This window comes from Bradyrhizobium sp. SZCCT0231, assembly GCF_018130245.1.
In the GTDB taxonomy this organism is placed as follows: Bacteria; Pseudomonadota; Alphaproteobacteria; order Rhizobiales; family Xanthobacteraceae; genus Bradyrhizobium; species Bradyrhizobium japonicum_F.
Genome location: NZ_JAFCKP010000001.1, coordinates 543,323 through 558,999 on the forward strand (window position 1 = coordinate 543,323; position 15,677 = coordinate 558,999).

At 66.3% G+C, this 15,677-nt stretch carries 14 protein-coding genes; 2 read left to right on the forward strand and 12 right to left on the reverse strand.

Annotation, left to right across the window (positions count from 1 at the left end; translation table 11 throughout):
- Positions 1-8: 8 nt before the first annotated feature.
- Positions 9-1,724 (forward strand): S8 family serine peptidase, encoded by a 1,716-nt coding sequence (locus JQ566_RS02445; RefSeq protein WP_212369356.1) that lies wholly within the window; start codon positions 9-11, stop codon positions 1,722-1,724.
- A gap of 581 nt (positions 1,725-2,305) precedes the next feature.
- Positions 2,306-3,052 carry a TIGR03809 family protein gene (locus tag JQ566_RS02450; protein ID WP_212369358.1) on the forward strand — a complete coding sequence of 249 codons (747 nt, stop codon included), beginning with the start codon at positions 2,306-2,308 and terminating at the stop codon, positions 3,050-3,052.
- Here the strand turns inward: JQ566_RS02450 and JQ566_RS02455 are convergent.
- The 12 genes from JQ566_RS02455 to JQ566_RS02510 form a co-directional block, all read right to left on the reverse strand.
- Entirely contained in the window at positions 3,049-4,419 is a 1,371-nt protein-coding gene (locus tag JQ566_RS02455; protein WP_212369361.1) for a TIGR03808 family TAT-translocated repetitive protein, read from the reverse strand. The two genes, JQ566_RS02450 and JQ566_RS02455, sit on opposite strands and share 4 nt — an antisense overlap.
- Before the next feature lie 201 nt (positions 4,420-4,620).
- Positions 4,621-5,268 (reverse strand): pyroglutamyl-peptidase I, encoded by a 648-nt coding sequence (locus JQ566_RS02460; protein ID WP_212369363.1) that lies wholly within the window; start codon positions 5,266-5,268, stop codon positions 4,621-4,623.
- Positions 5,265-6,254, reverse strand: a complete 990-nt coding sequence (gene meaB / locus JQ566_RS02465; RefSeq protein WP_212369366.1) for a methylmalonyl Co-A mutase-associated GTPase MeaB — start codon at positions 6,252-6,254, stop codon at positions 5,265-5,267. Before meaB ends, JQ566_RS02460 begins: the two co-directional genes overlap by 4 nt.
- A 51-nt stretch (positions 6,255-6,305) precedes the next feature.
- Positions 6,306-7,817 carry a tripartite tricarboxylate transporter permease gene (locus JQ566_RS02470; RefSeq protein WP_212369369.1) on the reverse strand — a complete coding sequence of 504 codons (1,512 nt, stop codon included), beginning with the start codon at positions 7,815-7,817 and terminating at the stop codon, positions 6,306-6,308.
- A 4-nt stretch (positions 7,818-7,821) separates the two neighbouring features.
- Positions 7,822-8,313, reverse strand: a complete 492-nt coding sequence (locus tag JQ566_RS02475; RefSeq protein ID WP_212369373.1) for a tripartite tricarboxylate transporter TctB family protein — start codon at positions 8,311-8,313, stop codon at positions 7,822-7,824.
- Between the two features lie 222 nt (positions 8,314-8,535).
- Positions 8,536-9,528, reverse strand: coding sequence for a tripartite tricarboxylate transporter substrate binding protein (locus JQ566_RS02480; RefSeq protein WP_212369375.1), 993 nt, complete (start codon positions 9,526-9,528; stop codon positions 8,536-8,538).
- Positions 9,529-9,659: 131 nt separating this feature from the next.
- Positions 9,660-10,412: an RsiV family protein gene (locus tag JQ566_RS02485; RefSeq protein ID WP_212371448.1), complete on the reverse strand. Its 753-nt coding sequence runs from the start codon at positions 10,410-10,412 to the stop codon at positions 9,660-9,662.
- A gap of 52 nt (positions 10,413-10,464) precedes the next feature.
- The gene (locus JQ566_RS02490) at positions 10,465-10,761 is read right to left on the reverse strand and encodes a nucleotidyltransferase family protein (RefSeq protein WP_212369378.1); all 297 of its coding nucleotides are present in this window, start codon (positions 10,759-10,761) and stop codon (positions 10,465-10,467) included.
- A 36-nt stretch (positions 10,762-10,797) separates the two neighbouring features.
- Complete coding sequence (gene scpA / locus JQ566_RS02495) at positions 10,798-12,954, reverse strand: methylmalonyl-CoA mutase (protein WP_212369381.1); 2,157 nt, start codon at positions 12,952-12,954, stop codon at positions 10,798-10,800.
- A gap of 34 nt (positions 12,955-12,988) precedes the next feature.
- Positions 12,989-13,258 carry a hypothetical protein gene (locus JQ566_RS02500; RefSeq protein WP_212369384.1) on the reverse strand — a complete coding sequence of 90 codons (270 nt, stop codon included), beginning with the start codon at positions 13,256-13,258 and terminating at the stop codon, positions 12,989-12,991.
- A 33-nt stretch (positions 13,259-13,291) separates the two neighbouring features.
- A complete protein-coding gene (locus tag JQ566_RS02505; protein WP_212369387.1) occupies positions 13,292-13,756 on the reverse strand; it encodes a GFA family protein in 465 nt (154 codons plus the stop codon).
- The gene (locus JQ566_RS02510; protein WP_212369389.1) at positions 13,753-15,624 is read right to left on the reverse strand and encodes a methylmalonyl-CoA mutase family protein; all 1,872 of its coding nucleotides are present in this window, start codon (positions 15,622-15,624) and stop codon (positions 13,753-13,755) included. The genes JQ566_RS02505 and JQ566_RS02510 overlap by 4 nt, the downstream gene beginning before the upstream one ends.
- Positions 15,625-15,677 lie beyond the last annotated feature (53 nt).

Below are 15,677 nucleotides of genomic sequence, written 5' to 3' on the forward strand. Positions count from 1 at the left end.
CTGAGCCGATGACGGGCAAATCCGAGAGCAGGGTGCGTACCGGGGCCTACGCTTCATCGGTCGGGGCCGCGCTTCTGGTTGCCTCCTGTTTCGGCGCCGAGGTTGCGCAGGCGCAGGCGATCATGCGTACGCCTACGATCAGCGTGCCCTCGCGAACGCCGACCATCGCTCCGAACATCACCCCGCGGGTCAGTCCCAACGTCGCTGCGCGCGCGGTCAGCGTCGACCGCGGCCCACGGACCATGGCGACCATTCCCCACGTCACGACGTCGCGCGTAAGGCCGACGGTGCCGATGCTGCCCTACGCGCGCTATTCGCCGAACCTCTATCCGGCCTGCACCGCGCCCTATCGCGGCGCCGACGGCGAATGCACGGGCCAGCCGAGTGCAGGCGGCGAGGGGACCGGAAAATCGGGCAAGAAAACCGCCGCCAAGGGGCGCGGCAGCAACGCGCCGGCCGCGGTGACCTCGACCAGCTTCGCAGGCGAGTTCGTCGCCGAGATCGACGCTGCGCTGTCGCCGGCCGAGGCCGACGAACTGGCACGCCGGCACGGCTTGAGGCGCATATCCTCGGAAAATTTCCCGCTGATCGGAGCCACCTTCGGCCTGTTCCGCATCACCGACGGCCGGCCCTATGAGACCGTGCGGCGCGAATTCGCGGCCGACGGCAGCGTGCGCTCGCTCCAGCCGAACTTCCGCTACGTGCTCCAGGATCAGAGGCCGTCGCGGACGACCGAAGGCGATCCTGCGCAATATGCGCTGACGAAGCTCCGCCTGCCGCAGGCGCATACGCTGGCACATGGCGCCAACGTCACGATCGCTGTGATCGATTCCGGCATCGACGCCAGGCATCCCGAGCTTGCCAATTCCGTCGCCGACAGTTTCGACGCGCTCGGCAGCACCGAGGGACCGCACATCCACGGTACCGGCATCGCCGGCGCGATCGTGGCCCATGCCCGGCTCATGGGCAGCGCGCCAGAGGCCCGCATCATCGCGATCCGGGCCTTCGGCGGCGCCAATGGCGGCGCCGAGAGCTCGTCCTACATCATCCTGCGCTCGCTGAATTATGCCGCCGAGCACGGCGCGCAGATCGTCAATATGAGCTTTGCCGGCCCGAAGGACGCGGTGATCGAGCGCGCCATCGCGGCGACCGCCGCGCGCGGGCTCGTGCTGATCGCCGCCGCCGGCAACGCCGGCCCGAAATCGCCGCCGCTTTATCCGGCCGCCAATCCGAACGTCATCGCGGTCAGCGCGACGGATCAGCAGGACAAGCTGTTCTCCGCCTCCAACCGCGGCAATTACATCGCGATCGCAGCGCCCGGCGTCGATATCTTCCTGCCGGCGCCGGACGGCAAGTACCAGATGACGTCGGGCACCTCGTTCTCGGCCGCCTACGTCTCCGGCGTCGCGGCGCTGCTGCTCGAGCGCAACCATGCCCTGAAGCCGGAAGCGCTGCGAACGACGCTGACGAAGACCGCGCGCGACCTCGGCTCGCCCGGGCGCGACGAGCTCTTCGGCGATGGTCAGACCGATGCGTTTGCCGCGGTGATGGCTGTTCCCGCCGACAGCGCGACCCCGATGGCGGCGGCGTCCGGTACAACAAAACGTGAAGATGCCACCAAGCGTCGCGATGAGCCGGGCAGCCGCGCGATCGAACAACCCTCGCTGTCGAGTACGGACGATAAATCCACGATTTCTCAGGCGGATAGGCCGGCGACGCGATAGCGGCTGCGACAAAGATGCGCGCGCCGCCGAGGTCAAAAAAGCCAACCCCGCATTGAACGTTCAGCCAGCTGCCACGACCAACTGATGTGGGAGCGGTCATCCCTCCCCATCAGTCATATTAGGCGCGAGCGCCCATCCACCCCAAGCGCCCATATGGCTCGACCCGTCCGGTTGTCCCCCCGGACGGGTCTTTTCTTTTCAGAGCGTTTTTGAGCGAAGTGGATGCCGGTTCGCGCGAAGAAAACGCGTCAAAACAAGAATCTAGAGCTTCGGTTGTGATTCAATCAGAACCGAAGCTCTAGGCGTCCGATTTTTTGAAGCGTCGCATTCGCTCAGCTTACGGTTGAAGAGCGCCGCGGCGCTGGGCGCCGTCGCCCGCGCAACGCGCCGCAAGTCCGTTATGCTTGTGCGAAGCTTGACTCGAAAACACAGAAAATCACCGCGCGACTACGGTGTTTGATGACGAATGCCGTGTCGTTGCTGGACAAGTCAAAACTTTTCCACAAAATATTCATGTCGCGTCTAAATTGATTCGTGTGCGTTGCGTCCCCGCGTCCGTATTCTCTCCTGACGGGCTGGTCATGACACATCGCCAAGGGTTTGTTCGCGACGCGGCTGGCAACCGCCACATCGCGGCGCGCTGGTGCGCTCTCGCCGAGCAGCGCCTGCAACATCTCTCCGAGATGTTCGAGACCGGCCGCTGGCGCCGCTATCATTCCGAGATCGCATTCCTCGAAAACATTCAGGAAGCCAAGCGTGCCGTCCAGACTTGGCGCGCGCTTGCAACCGGCGGGGATGTCGCCGAGGCGGCTGCGAGCGTGACGCCCGTATTCGGTTGGTCGCCGGCGACGATGCCCCGCATGGCGCCGCGCGAGCAGCAGGCACAGACCGTGCAGCCCAAGGCTGTTCACATCGCTCCCGAGACCGTCATGCCGGTGAGGCTCGATCCGAAGCCGGACGTGCTCGCGGAGATCGCCGAAGCCCCGATCGCGCCGCTTGCCATGCCCGTAGCGAGGCCGTCGTTCGTCGCGCCCGCCGAGATGCCGCCGCTCAAGGCTCCCGCTGCGAAGGTACCGTTCACCCCACCTGAGGTGAGATCGCCGGTCGCGGAGCCGGCTGCAACCACGCCATTCACCGCGCCGGAAGTGAGGCCGCCGGTGCCTGCCGCGAAGCCGCCGAAGGCCGCGCCTGCAGCGATGGCGGCGCTCCTGCCACAGTTCGCCCCGCCCGCCGAGGAAATCGTCGCCGCCCCCGAGCGCGTCGTCGAATTCACCTTCAGCCTCGACGGCCTGGAAGCGAAGTACCCGCTGCTGCGGAACGCGTTCTAACGTCGCACCGCATTCCCGCCGACCATCACCTGCGCGAAACGTTGCGCCCCGTCCGCCGACAGATCAGACGTCACCGCCCGCGCGTGGTCGAGCCCGACCACGGCGCCTCGTGGCGTTTCGGAGATCATGTTGTTGTTGACGAGCGCGGTGCCGGCGCCCGGCACCACGGAGACGCCGACGCCGGCCAGCGCCTTGCGGATCACGTTCCCCGTGATTGCAACGTCGCGCAGATATCTGCCCCAGCCGGCGACGATGCCGTAGGACGGTGCGTTCTCGATCACGTTGCCGGTCACCGAGGTATCAGCCTCGATGTAGATGCCGACGCCGGCATCGTCGTCCGGCGCGGTGCCGATCGGCCGCTTCGGGATCAGGTTGCGGATGATGTTGCCCTGGACCACCGCGATGCGGCCGCCCTCGTTGAAATTGCAGACGGAGACGCCGACGGCTGCGCCATCCACCGTGTTGTTGGCGATCACGGCAGCCTCGAACGCGAACTCGGAATAGAGCGCGACCTCGCGCACGTCGCTGACGCTGTTGCCGCTGATCTGGATGTTGGAGGCCGAATTGCCGCGCACGGCCGAGTAATCGCAATTCTTGATGCGATTGCCGCGCACGATCACGTTGCCGGCGCGAAAAGCGTTGATGGCATTGCCGTACTGGCCGGAGCCGCCGGGGCCGGCCTTGATGTCCTCGATGCGGTTGTCGGCGACCAGCGTGCCGTCATCGCCGATCGCGGTGCGCAGGATCTCGATGCCGTTGTCATTGGTTCCGACAATCGTGTTGCGGGAAACGCTGAGGCCCCTGGCGTCGAACGAGACCACGGCCGTCACCGCGATGCTGGTGAAGATATTACCGGAGATCTCGCCGGCGACCTGCTCGAGCCAGATGCCGCTGCCGCCGGAGCCCGTGATCGCACAATCGGTGATGCGGACGTCGCGCCCACCGAGGACATGGATCAGTCCGCGCCGTGTCGGCAAGGGAATGTTGCCGCCGTCGAAGGTGATACCGGTGAGGCCGATCGCATCGGAGCCGTCGCTCTGGATCGCCGAGGCCCCGCCGGTGAAGACGAGCTTGGTCGCACCGCGCACGCCAATCAGTTGCGTACCGTTCGACAGGCGCAGCAATCCGCTGCGGTAAATTCCGGGTGGCAGCGCCAGCGGCATTTGCGCCCGCGCAGCCTCGTCGATGGCACGCTGCAACGCGCGCGTCTGATCCTCGCTGCTGCCGGGCCGCACGCCGTATTGGGTGGCATCGCGGCCGAGCAGCGACGTCAGCGGCGCGGCGCGCGCGGCGTCGGCCGGCATGGCCAGCGCACCGGCAATGCCTGCGGTCGAGGCCCCGATGAGATGACGGCGATTGAGGTCCATGATGCGTCCTCCGGCGGACGCGGGAGGTCCGCGCCGATTAGGTAGCGCAGCGCGGCGAGGACCGTGAGGATTGTTCGCGGTAGGGTTAAATGTTTACGCAAAGCGAGGTGTTGTAGGGTGGGCAAAGCGCAAGCGTGCCCACCATTGTAACGCAGGTCGGAACAAGATGGTGGGCACGGCGCAAGTGCGCCTTTGCCCACCCTACGAAGCGCGCCGCTTCCGCGCCAACTGCACCATCTCCATCAACATCGCTTCCCCCGCATCCACCAGCTCCTCCAGCGTGATGCGCGGCGCGCCCTTGCGGCGCACGGCGCCGCTGCGCGCAAGCAGCGGGATGTGAATGAACGCCGCGAGCCGCGGCCCGCCGGCCCTCACGTTCTCGATCGCACGCCAGCTCAGGTAATTGCAGAGATAGGCGCCGGCATCGCGCGAGGCGCGCGCGTCGATGCCGGTGAGGCGCGCGGCGCGCAGCAGCCTTGCGGTGTGCGGACCGAACATCATCGCGTCCGCATGGCCGGCGATGCCGCGCTTGCTGGAGCGGGTGTTGGCGGCATCGGGCCAGAGCATGGTGACGGCGTTGCGCGCCCGGGTCTCGATGCGCAGGTAAGGCGTGCGGGCGGCGAGGCCGAACATCAGGAGCGCGTCGGGTTTTTGCGCTGCGAGCACGTCAGGCAATTGGCGGTCGACTGCGGCATAGGTGACCGGAAAGATGTGGCTCGATAGCTCGACATCGTCGAGCGCGGGCCGGCGCAATTGCGCCAGCCGCGCCACCAGCGGCTGGGTCGGGTTATAGGGCGCGCCGGGAAACGGTCCGAAGCCGGTGAGGAGAAGGCGGAGCTTGTCGCTCATTGCAGCAACTCCAGGATCTGCTCGGCGGCAAGCGCCGGAGTGAGATGGCCAGCGGCAACCTCGGCCTCGATCTTGCGAACCTTGGTCCGCACCGAGGCCTCGCTGCGCAGCCGCGCCAGCATGCGCTGCTCCAGCATCGACCACATCCACTTCACCTGCTGCTCACGCCGCCGCGCGGCGAAATCGCCTGATGCGTTCATCGCCTTGCGGTGATCCAGAACCTTCTGCCAGATCTTTGCGATGCCGTCGCCGGTCAGCGCCGAATAGGTCTCGACCGGCGGATGCCAATGCTCGGACCGGGGGCTGAGGATATGCAGCGCGCCGCGATAGTCGGCCGCGGTGATCTTGGCGCGCTTGAGATTGTCTCCGTCGGCCTTGTTGATCGCGATCATGTCGGCGAGCTCGACCAGGCCCTTCTTGATGCCCTGCAGCTCGTCGCCGCCTCCCGGCAGCATCAGGGCGAGGAAGAAGTCGGTCATGTCGCAGACGGCGGTCTCGGACTGGCCGATGCCGACGGTCTCGACTAGCACGACGCCGAAGCCGGCGGCCTCGCACAGCAGCATCGCCTCGCGGGTTTTCGCGGCCACGCCGCCGAGCGTGCCTGAGGAGGGCGAGGGACGAATGAAGGCATCGTCCGAGGCCGCCAGCCGCGCCATCCGCGTCTTGTCGCCGAGGATCGAGCCGCCGCTGCGCGCCGACGACGGATCGACCGCGAGCACCGCGACCTTGTGGCCCTGCTCGATCAGATAGGTCCCGAGCGCATCGATCGTGGTGGATTTGCCGACGCCGGGCGAGCCGGTGATGCCGACGCGATATGCCTTGCCGGTGTCCGGCAGCAGCATCTGCACCAGCTCCCGCGCCAGCGCCTGGTGGTCGGCGCGCCGGCTCTCCACCAGCGTGATGGCCCGGGCGAGGGCCGCGCGACTGCCGGCGCGCAGGTCGCGGGCGAGGGATTTGTTGTCGAGCGAGGCCTTCTTCTCAGTCATGCCCTGCTTTACAACGGCCCGGCGGGGCAGGCGAGGGCTGCCCGCGCCATATCACCGGGATGTTGCTGCCGCCGTCTGCGGCTGTTTCACCTTGCGCCACACCCACACCATCACCGGCCAGAGCAGGGCGCCGATCGCCATCGCGGCGAGGATGGCCGCGACCGGGCGCTCGAAGAACGGCAAAATGCTGCCGTCGGACTTGATCAGCGAGGTGACGAAGGCCTGCTCCACCATGGTGCCCATGACGATGCCCAGCACCATCGCGGCGACGGGATAGCCATTCGCTTCCATGACGTAGCCGATCACGCCGAAGGCGGCGACGGTGACGACGCCGAACATGTTGTTGCCGATCGCGAACGAACCCACCGCGCAGCACAGCATGATGATCGGCATGATGGCCGAGCGCGGCGCCAGAAGGATGTAGGTGGCGACGCGGATCATGGCGATGCCGAGCGGGATCATCAGGATGTTCGCGATGATGAACATCAGATAGATCGCGTACATGCTCGACGCCTTCTCGGTGAACAGCGTCGGGCCGGGATTGAGGCCCTTCATGTAGAGCACGCCGATCGCGATGGCGGCGATGGTGTCGCCGGGGATGCCGAACAGCAGCGAGGGCACCCAGCCGGAGGCGATGCTGGCATTGTTGCTGGCGCCGGCCTCGACCAGGCCCTCGACGTGGCCGGTGCCGAACTTCTCCGGCTCCTTGGAGAAGCGCTTCGACATCGCGTAGGACACCCATGCGGCCATGTCGGCGCCGGCGCCGGGAAGCACGCCGATGATGATGCCGACGATGTTCCCGCGCGTCATCTGCCAGCGATACAGCTTCGTCAGCTTCCATTGGCCGGCCATGATGCTTCCGAATTTTCGTCGTGGCAGCGGCGGCGGCTCCGGCGTCAGCATCGCGCGCATCACCTGCGCCACCGCGAATACGCCGACCAGCGCCGGGATCGGCTCGATGCCGCCGAACAGGTCGGTGAGGCCGAAGGTGAAGCGCGGCACGCCGCCGGGATTCTCGATGCCGATGCAGGCGACGAGCAGGCCGATGAACATGCCGGCGATCGCCTTCACCGGCGAGGAGCGGGCGACCAGGGTGGCGCACATCAGGCCGAGCAGCGCCAGCCAGAAATATTCGAAGGTCGAGAACGACAGCGCGATCTCGGCGAGCGGCGGCGCCAGGATCATCAGCGACAGCACGCCGGCGATGCCGCCGACGGCGGAGAACCAGACGCCGGCACCTAACGCGAGCTCGGCCTGGCCCTTGCGGGTCATGGCGTAGGCCTCGTCGGCATAGGCGGCGGAGGCGGGCGTGCCGGGGATGCGCAGCAGCGCGCCGGGAATGTCGCCGGAGAAGATTGCCATCGAGGACGCCGCGACGATGGTCGCGATCGCTGCGATCGGCGAGAGGTAGAAGGTGACGGGAACGAGCAGCGCGGTCGCCATCGTCGCCGACAGGCCGGGCAGCGAGCCGATCACGAGGCCGTACACGGAGGCCGCGATCATCGCGATGATGACCTCCCAGGTGGAGATCAGCGCGAAGGCGTCGAGCAGGGTTTTCAGCATGGGATTACCAGGGCGCCGGCAGCAGGCCGGCGGGCAGCGGCACGCGCAGCAGCTTGCCGAAGATGAGGTGAATGGCGAAGGGCGACAGCACCGCGAGCGGCAGCGCCAGCTTCCACTTGGCCCCTAGCGCGGTCGAGGTCACGTAGACCATGATCGCCGCGGTGACGATGAAGCCGAGCCGGTCGGCCGCGGCGACGTAGAACAGCAGCAGCGCCGGCGGCAGCAGCGCGCGCATGCCGTAGAGCTTGCTTTGCGGCGGCGGAGCGGCTGCCTGACCGTCCTCGAACGGGATGAGCTCTTCCTCCTCCTCGAAGGAACGGCCGACGCCGAATACGATCGCGAGCCCGCACAGCGCAAGGCCACAGCCGATCACCAGCGGAAACACGTTGGGGCCGACCGGCTGCCCCGGCACCGGCGGCAAGATCCAGCCGCCATAGGCGGCGGCCGCGCCGAGCACGACGAGAAACGATCCCGTGACGGAGTCGGGAAGACGCATGGGAGGGGTCCTACAGGAGGTGAGCTCCCTCTCCCTGCTTGCGGGGAGAGGGTTGGGGTGAGGGGGAGTCTCCGCGGGGGAGGTGAGAGATGGACTCGTGGAGAGTCCCCCTCACCCGGAATCCGCGCTTCGCGCGAATTCCGGCCTCTCCCCGCATCCGCCTTCGCCAAGGCTTCGGCGGACAGGCGCGGGGAGAGGCGATCAGAGCGTCGCAGGTGCGGATCACGCCTTGCTCAGGCCTGCCGCCTTCATCGCCTCGCCCATCTGGGCGTCGCCCTTGTCCATGAAGCTGGCAAACTGGCCGGCGTCGCCCCATACGGTGCCGAAGCCGCGATTGCTCATGAAGTCCTTGAATTCGGCGGAGTCGTAGACCTTCTTCAGCGCCGCGGTGAGCTTGGTTGCGATCTCCGGCGGCAGGTTCTTGGGCCCCGCAATGCCGCGCCAGGCGCCGGTCGCGTAGTCGATGCCCATCGCCTCCTTCAGCGTCGGCACGTCCTTGAAGACCGGATTGCGGGCCGGCGCCATGATGGCGAGGCTCCTGGCCTTGCCCGCCTCGATGATGGCGCGCGCCTCGGGCACCGAGCAGGTGGTGAGGTCGAGGCCGCCGGCGGCGAGGTCCTGCATTGCAGGGGCGGCGCCGTTCGACGGCACCCAGGCCACCTGGTTGGCAGGCAGGCCCATCGCCTGCATCCAGCCGACCAGCGCCAGATGCCAGATGCCGCCCTGGCCGGTGCCGGAAGCCTTGAACTTGCCCGGAGGCGCCGCCTTGATCGCATCGGCGAGCTCCTTGACCGTTTTGTAGGGCGAGGAGGAGGAGACCTGGATGCCGGGCGGGTCCTCGTTCATCAGCGCCAGCGGGGTGTAGCTCTTCGGAGTGAGGTCGGTCAGGCCCTGCCAGTGCATCATCGAGATTTCGACGGTCAGCATGCCGATGGTGTAGCCGTCGGGCTGTGCGGTCGCGATCGCGGTATGGCCGACCACGCCGGAGCCGCCCGTGCGGTTGACCACGTTGAAGGGCTGGCCGAGGTCCTTCTCCAGCAAGGCCGCGACAATACGCGCGGTCGCATCGGTGCCGCCGCCGGCGCCCCAGGGCACGATCACGGTGACCGGCCGCGCCGGATAGGCTTGTGCGAGGGCCGGCTTGAAGCCGAATGCGGCGGATGCCGCGACTGCGGCGGTGGAAGCCGCAAAGGTGCGGCGGGTGATCTTGGACATGAATCCCTCCCAGCGGCGCCCGTGACGTCGGGCGCTCTTGTCAATGGCGGCATTCTAGTCGGCTTTGCCGCGCCGCTGCAAGGTAGCGCTACCACCGCGCTGTGAGCAACGCGGTGCTGCTCAAAACATGATCATTGCGGCTCGTCCGCATCGCCCTTCGGGCGTGCGCCGCCGAAGATGCGCGCGCCTTCCGCGGTGAGGTAAGGCTTCAGCGTCTCCCAAGGCACGAAGGCGACATATTCACCCTCGGCGTAGGGGCCGACCGCGTAAGGTGGATAGTGGAACGTGAGGCCGGAGCTCTTGCCGGCTTCGGTGGAGGGCGCGAGCGTCACCGCACCGATCCTGAGCAGGCGTGGCTCCACCGACTTGAACCACTCGTCGGTCGCGGTCTCGCCGGCGTCGCGCTTCTTCTTTGCGATCTTGAGCGAGGCGATCACGGCCTTCACCATCGCCTTCATGGTCGCGCCGTTGTCCGCGGTCTCGGCGAAGAACGGGCGGATCGAGATGCGCTTGTTGTCGGCCTTGTCCCACAGGATCGTGTTCACGTCCGAATTGGGATGGGCGCCGTGCGTGTTCATGTAGTCGTTGCGCAGGATGCTGACATAGCGATCGGCAACGACGGAACGGATGCTGTATTTGCGCTCGAAGTCCCAGCCACCCTCCTTGAAGAACTGTGGATCCTGCTTGCGCGCGGCGGCGGCTTCAGTCGCGTTCTTGTCGAGCCATTTCTTGCCTTCGGCGAGGCAATCCGCCGCCAGTGCCGCATCCGCCTTGATCCCGTCGTCGAGGAAGATGCGCGCCGCGATGCTCTTGGTCTTGACGACGGCGTCGGGCTCGGGATCGGCGGCGAAAGCCGTTGTTGCGCACGTTGCGATAAGCGCCATCGCAACGCTCAAGCTGGTGATGAATTTCAAGGGAAGTGTTCCTGCGTGGGCGTCAGAATATTTCGAAAATGTCGCCCGCAATGCGCTCCACAAAGCGAGGTGAAATGGAGTGCCGGACGGTCGCCTGCGTCTGCAAGCCAGTCGCATCCTCGATGATCTGCTCGACATCGATCAAATTGAGCAGCGAGAAAGATGTCTCCGGTTCGACCTCGACAAGGACGTCGATGTCATCGTCCGGGCGGTAATCCTCATTGGCGCGTAAACCCAATACGGCAAGCTTCGACACGCCCTTGCCTTTGATGGCGTCGGCGTTCTTGCGTATCGCCGCGATGATTTCGTCGCGTGTCATGGACACAATCTGGCCGCTACAGGGCCAGTCTATCATCTACTCCGCCGCCTCGCTATGGCCGAGCCGGGCATTCAGCTTGCGGATCAGCTCCTCGGCCGCATCCGCGATCACGGTGCCGGGCGGGAAGATGGCCTCGGCGCCGGCGGCGTAGAGCGCGTCATAATCCTGCGGCGGCACCACGCCGCCGACGATGATCATGATGTCGTCGCGCCCCTGCTTCTTCAGCGCGGCCTTCAGCTCAGGCACTGCGGTGAGGTGGGCGGCGGCCAGCGAGGAGACGCCGAGGATATGCACGTCGTTCTCGACCGCTTGCCGCGCGGCTTCATCCGCCGTGGCGAACAGCGGCCCGATGTCGACGTCGAAGCCGATATCGGCAAATGCCGAGGCGATCACCTTCTGGCCGCGATCGTGGCCGTCCTGGCCGATCTTGGCGACCAGGATGCGCGGGCGGCGGCCTTCCGCCTCCTCGAAGGCGTCGATCAGCGCCTGAACCTTCTCGACATGGGTGCCCATGCTGGACGCCTCCCGCTTGTAGACGCCGGTGATGGATTTGATCTCGGCACGGTGCCGGCCGAACACTTTCTCCATCGCGTCCGAGATCTCGCCGACGGTCGCCTTGGCGCGCGCGGCATCGATCGCGAGCGCGAGCAGATTGCCGTTGCCTTCGCCGGCCGACCGGGTCAGCGCGGCGAGCGCGGCATCGACGTCCTTCTGGTTGCGCTCGGCTTTCAGCCGCTTGAGCTTGTCGATCTGCAGCCGGCGGACATTGGTGTTGTCGACCTTCAGGATCTCGATTCTGTCCTCGTCGGTCGGCTTGTACTTGTTGACGCCGATCACCGCCTGCTTGCCGGCATCGATGCGGGCCTGCGTCTTGGCCGAGGCCTCCTCGATGCGCAGCTTCGGCAGGCCGGCCTCGATGGCTTTTGCCATGCCGCCGAGCTCCTCGACCTCCTGGATGTGCCCCCACGCCTTGGCTGCGAGGTCGCGCGTGAGACGCTCGACGTAATAGGAGCCGCCCCAGGGATCGATGATGCGGGTGGTGCCGCTCTCCTGCTGCAGGAACAGCTGGGTGTTGCGAGCGATGCGCGCCGAGAAATCGGTCGGCAAGGCGAGCGCTTCGTCGAGCGCGTTGGTGTGCAGCGACTGGGTGTGGCCTTGCGTCGCCGCCATCGCTTCCACGGTGGTGCGCATCACGTTGTTGAAGACGTCCTGCGCGGTCAGCGACCAGCCGGATGTTTGGCTATGCGTGCGCAGCGACAGCGAGCGCGGGTCTTTCGGATTGAACGGCTTCAGCAGCTTCGCCCAGAGCAGGCGCGCCGCGCGCAGCTTGGCGACTTCCATGAAGAAGTTCATGCCGATCGCCCAGAAGAACGACAGGCGCGGTGCGAAGCGGTCGACGTCGAGGCCGGCGGCGAGACCGGCGCGTAAGTATTCGACGCCATCGGCGAGCGTATAGGCGAGCTCGAGATCCTGCGTCGCGCCGGCTTCCTGCATGTGATAGCCGGAGATGGAAATAGAGTTGTACTTCGGCATCTTTTGCGAGGTGTATGCAAAGATGTCCGAGATGATCCGCATCGAGGGCGCAGGCGGATAGATGTAGGTGTTGCGCACCATGAACTCTTTCAGAATGTCGTTCTGAATCGTCCCCGAGAGCTTCTCCGGCGGCACGCCCTGTTCCTCGGCGGCGGCGACATAGAGCGCGAGGATCGGCAGCACCGCGCCGTTCATGGTCATGGACACGCTCATCTGGTCGAGCGGAATGCCCGCAAATAGCGTGCGCATGTCGTAGATGGAATCGATGGCAACGCCGGCCATGCCGACGTCGCCGCCGACGCGCGGATGATCCGAGTCATAGCCGCGATGGGTGGCAAGGTCGAAGGCGACCGAAAGGCCCTTCTGCCCGGCCGCCAGGTTGCGGCGATAGAACGCGTTGGAATCCTCCGCCGTGGAGAAGCCGGCATATTGCCTGACCGTCCAGGGCTGGTTGACATACATGGTCGGGTAGGGGCCGCGCAGGTACGGCGCGATGCCCGGATAGGTCTCGAGGAAATCGAGCCCGGCGAGATCGGCCTCATCATAAGCGGGCTTCACCAGAATGCCCTCGGGCGTCAGCCACGGCTCGGCGCTGCCCGCCGGCGCGGCGGTGGCGGTCCGCCCGAAGGCGACATCGGCGAAATTGGGAATGCGGGTCATTCCTTGGATTCCTCAAACCTGTCGTTAAGTCCGATCACAAGCTGGCCGCTTTCAATTTTACGATCCGGGCTTCACACTCTGCAAGGCGTTGAAGTACTTGAGGCTCTCCTGCGGGCCGGCCGGCAAATGTCGGTGCAATAAGAGCTCCAACTAGATCCGAGAGGGTAAACTCAAAGCCGAATACCGACCATGGCTTTGCATCGTCCTTGCTCTCTGAGTAAGCCGGCCCGCGATGGTAGGCTACCACGGCCAGCAACCGATCGCGTTCCGCCTCGAGAGTGGCAAGTTCTTCCTGCGCATCCACGATTGCACGTGCTCCTCGCGCCTTATCATTCGCTCAATCATGATCCGGATGCTGATAGCTGACGATGGTCGCCATCTTCTCCGGTCCGTAATTCTGCTGCGTGGTCTGGCTCGGCAAATTGGCGATGCCGACCACCCAGCCGAGGCGGGATTCGGTGCCGAACTGCCGCGTCGGGATGACGCGGTCGGGGTGGTCGAAGGTACCGGTCATGATCTCGATCCGGTCGCCGTCGATGCGGCCAAAGCTCAGCGGCGTGCCGCAGGCGGCGCAAAAGCCGCGCTCGGCGATGGTGGACGAGCGGAAGAACGACGGCTTGCTTTTGGTCCAGGCGAAATCCGTCTTGTTGACGTCGGCAAATGAAGCAAACGGCGCGCCGCTCGCCTTCTGGCACATCCGGCAGTGACAGATCGAAATCCTGGTCGGTGCCGTCATGACGGCAAAGCGGACGGCGCCGCATTGGCAGCCGCCGGTGAGAACGGGTTTGCCGGTTTCGCTCATGGCTGCTCCATCCGTCGATAGGCGTCTTGCAGCGTCGCAAGCGCATCGCCTCCGGCGAAGACAAAGCCCGTGACGCCGGCCGCGCGAAGCGCCGCCTCGGCATCGGTCGGGCGGCCTGCCAGATAGATATGTCGCCCGCCGGCCGATTGCAGGGCCCGGGCGGCAGGTTCCGCCTGACCGGGATAGACCTTGTCGCTGGAACAGAGGCAGGCAAGCTCCGCATCTGAGGCCTTGAAGGCGGCGGCGAGCTTGCCCGGATCGGCAAAGCCCTCGCTGTCCACGGCCTGGATGCCGCCGGCTTCGAAGAAGCTCTTGGCAAAGGTCGCGCGCGCCGTGAAATCGGCGGGCGTGCCGAGATTGGCCAGGAAAACCTTTGGCCGCGTGCCCCGCACCTTCAACGCCGCGTCGGATTTGTCGCGCAACGCCTCGAACGGTTCCGCCAGCCGGATCGGCGGCAACGCCTCGAACTTGTATTTCTGCTCCCCGTAAGGCGGAAGCGCGATCGGCGTTGCCTTCAGTACGGTCGCTTCGCTCTCCTGCAGGTTCGGAAACTCGCTGGCGCCGGTCAGCACGTCGCGGCGCTTTGCGATGTTGGCGTCGCGCGCCTTGTGCGTTGCCGCGACCTTGCTCTGAAACACGCCCTGCTGAAGCGCGGCGAAGGCGCCACCGGCGCGCTCGCTCTCCTGGAACAGCGCCCAGGCCGCTTCGCAAAGCTGCGCCGTCAGCGTCTCGATGCCGCCGGCGCCGGCCGCGGGATCGCTGACCTTGGCGAGGTTGCTCTCCTCCAGCAGCAGGGCTTGCGTGTTGCGCGCCACGCGGCGCGCGAACGGATCGGGCAGGCCGAGCGCCAGCGTATGCGGCAGCACGGTGATCGCGTTGGCGCCGGCCAGTCCCGCCGCGAACGTCGCCATGGTCGCGCGCAGCATGTTCACGTAAGGGTCGCGCTGCGTCAGCATGCGCCAGGCCGTATCGGCGGCAATGAACAGCGGTTTCGGCGTCAGCCCGCAGGCCTGCTCGATGCGTGCCCACAGTAGCCGCAGCGCGCGAAATTTGGCCATGGTCAGGAACTGGTCGGCATCCGCGGCAAGCCGCGCATAGACCATGCCCTGCGCCTGCTCGAGGGGAATGCCGGCGCCTTCGATCGCGCGCAGATAAGCGACGCCGCAGGCCAGCACGAAGGCGAGCTCCTGCACGTCCGAACCGCCGGCATCATGGATCACGCGCCCGTCGGCGGACGCAAACGGCCCCTTGAAGCCGAGCGCGGCGAGACCCTTGATGGCGCCGGTGACGGCGGGCGCGATCTCGTCCCAGCTATAGGGGCTGTGGCCCCAAATTGCGGCTGCCGCGAGCGGATCGAGCCCGAAGCGGATGTTGCAGGCTGCGGGATCGAGCCCTTTGCTCTTCACATATTCCGCGACGTGGATCGCGGCCATCCGCGATTGCGGGCCGATCTGAAGCTCGAGGCCGATGCCGGCGTCGAGATGAATACCCTTCAAGACCCTTGCGACCGCCTCGGCCGAAGGTTCCAGGCCGAAACCGTGGGCGCCGCTGCCGCCGGCGAATACCAGCGCGAGCCCGGTCGCGCCGTTCTCGAGGTCGGTCAGGGCCTGTGCATTCGCGAGCGCCGCATCGGGATGGTCGATCCGCTGCATGATCTGCCACGGCGCAGCTGGTGGCCGCCCCACGACGGGCGCAACGCCCTTGGCGCGCGGATAGAGCGGATCGATCTTGATGCCGTCATAGGTCTTGCCGACCAGCTTCTCGAACGGCGCGCCCTTCAGCACGCCGTCGACCAGCTTGCGCCAGTCCTCGACGGTGGCCTTGGGAAAATCCGCCGCCAGCGGCAGGTCGTCAGTCACGGAGGTCATGCGGCGAGGGGCTCCCGAACATCTTGTTATGCGCAGGCGAAATTGCCACGGCG

Bases quoted from the DNA above. Each gene is read 5' to 3' on its own strand.
- JQ566_RS02445 (WP_212369356.1), top strand. From the start codon at position 9: ATGACGGGCAAATCCGAGAGCAGGGTGCGTACCGGGGCCTACGCTTCA.
- JQ566_RS02450 (WP_212369358.1), top strand. From the start codon at position 2,306: ATGACACATCGCCAAGGGTTTGTTCGCGACGCGGCTGGCAACCGCCAC.
- JQ566_RS02455 (WP_212369361.1), bottom strand. From the start codon at position 4,419: ATGGACCTCAATCGCCGTCATCTCATCGGGGCCTCGACCGCAGGCATT.
- JQ566_RS02460 (WP_212369363.1), bottom strand. From the start codon at position 5,268: ATGAGCGACAAGCTCCGCCTTCTCCTCACCGGCTTCGGACCGTTTCCC.
- meaB (WP_212369366.1), bottom strand. From the start codon at position 6,254: ATGACTGAGAAGAAGGCCTCGCTCGACAACAAATCCCTCGCCCGCGAC.
- JQ566_RS02470 (WP_212369369.1), bottom strand. From the start codon at position 7,817: ATGCTGAAAACCCTGCTCGACGCCTTCGCGCTGATCTCCACCTGGGAG.
- JQ566_RS02475 (WP_212369373.1), bottom strand. From the start codon at position 8,313: ATGCGTCTTCCCGACTCCGTCACGGGATCGTTTCTCGTCGTGCTCGGC.
- JQ566_RS02480 (WP_212369375.1), bottom strand. From the start codon at position 9,528: ATGTCCAAGATCACCCGCCGCACCTTTGCGGCTTCCACCGCCGCAGTC.
- JQ566_RS02485 (WP_212371448.1), bottom strand. From the start codon at position 10,412: ATGGCGCTTATCGCAACGTGCGCAACAACGGCTTTCGCCGCCGATCCC.
- JQ566_RS02490 (WP_212369378.1), bottom strand. From the start codon at position 10,761: ATGACACGCGACGAAATCATCGCGGCGATACGCAAGAACGCCGACGCC.
- scpA (WP_212369381.1), bottom strand. From the start codon at position 12,954: ATGACCCGCATTCCCAATTTCGCCGATGTCGCCTTCGGGCGGACCGCC.
- JQ566_RS02505 (WP_212369387.1), bottom strand. From the start codon at position 13,756: ATGAGCGAAACCGGCAAACCCGTTCTCACCGGCGGCTGCCAATGCGGC.
- JQ566_RS02510 (WP_212369389.1), bottom strand. From the start codon at position 15,624: ATGACCTCCGTGACTGACGACCTGCCGCTGGCGGCGGATTTTCCCAAG.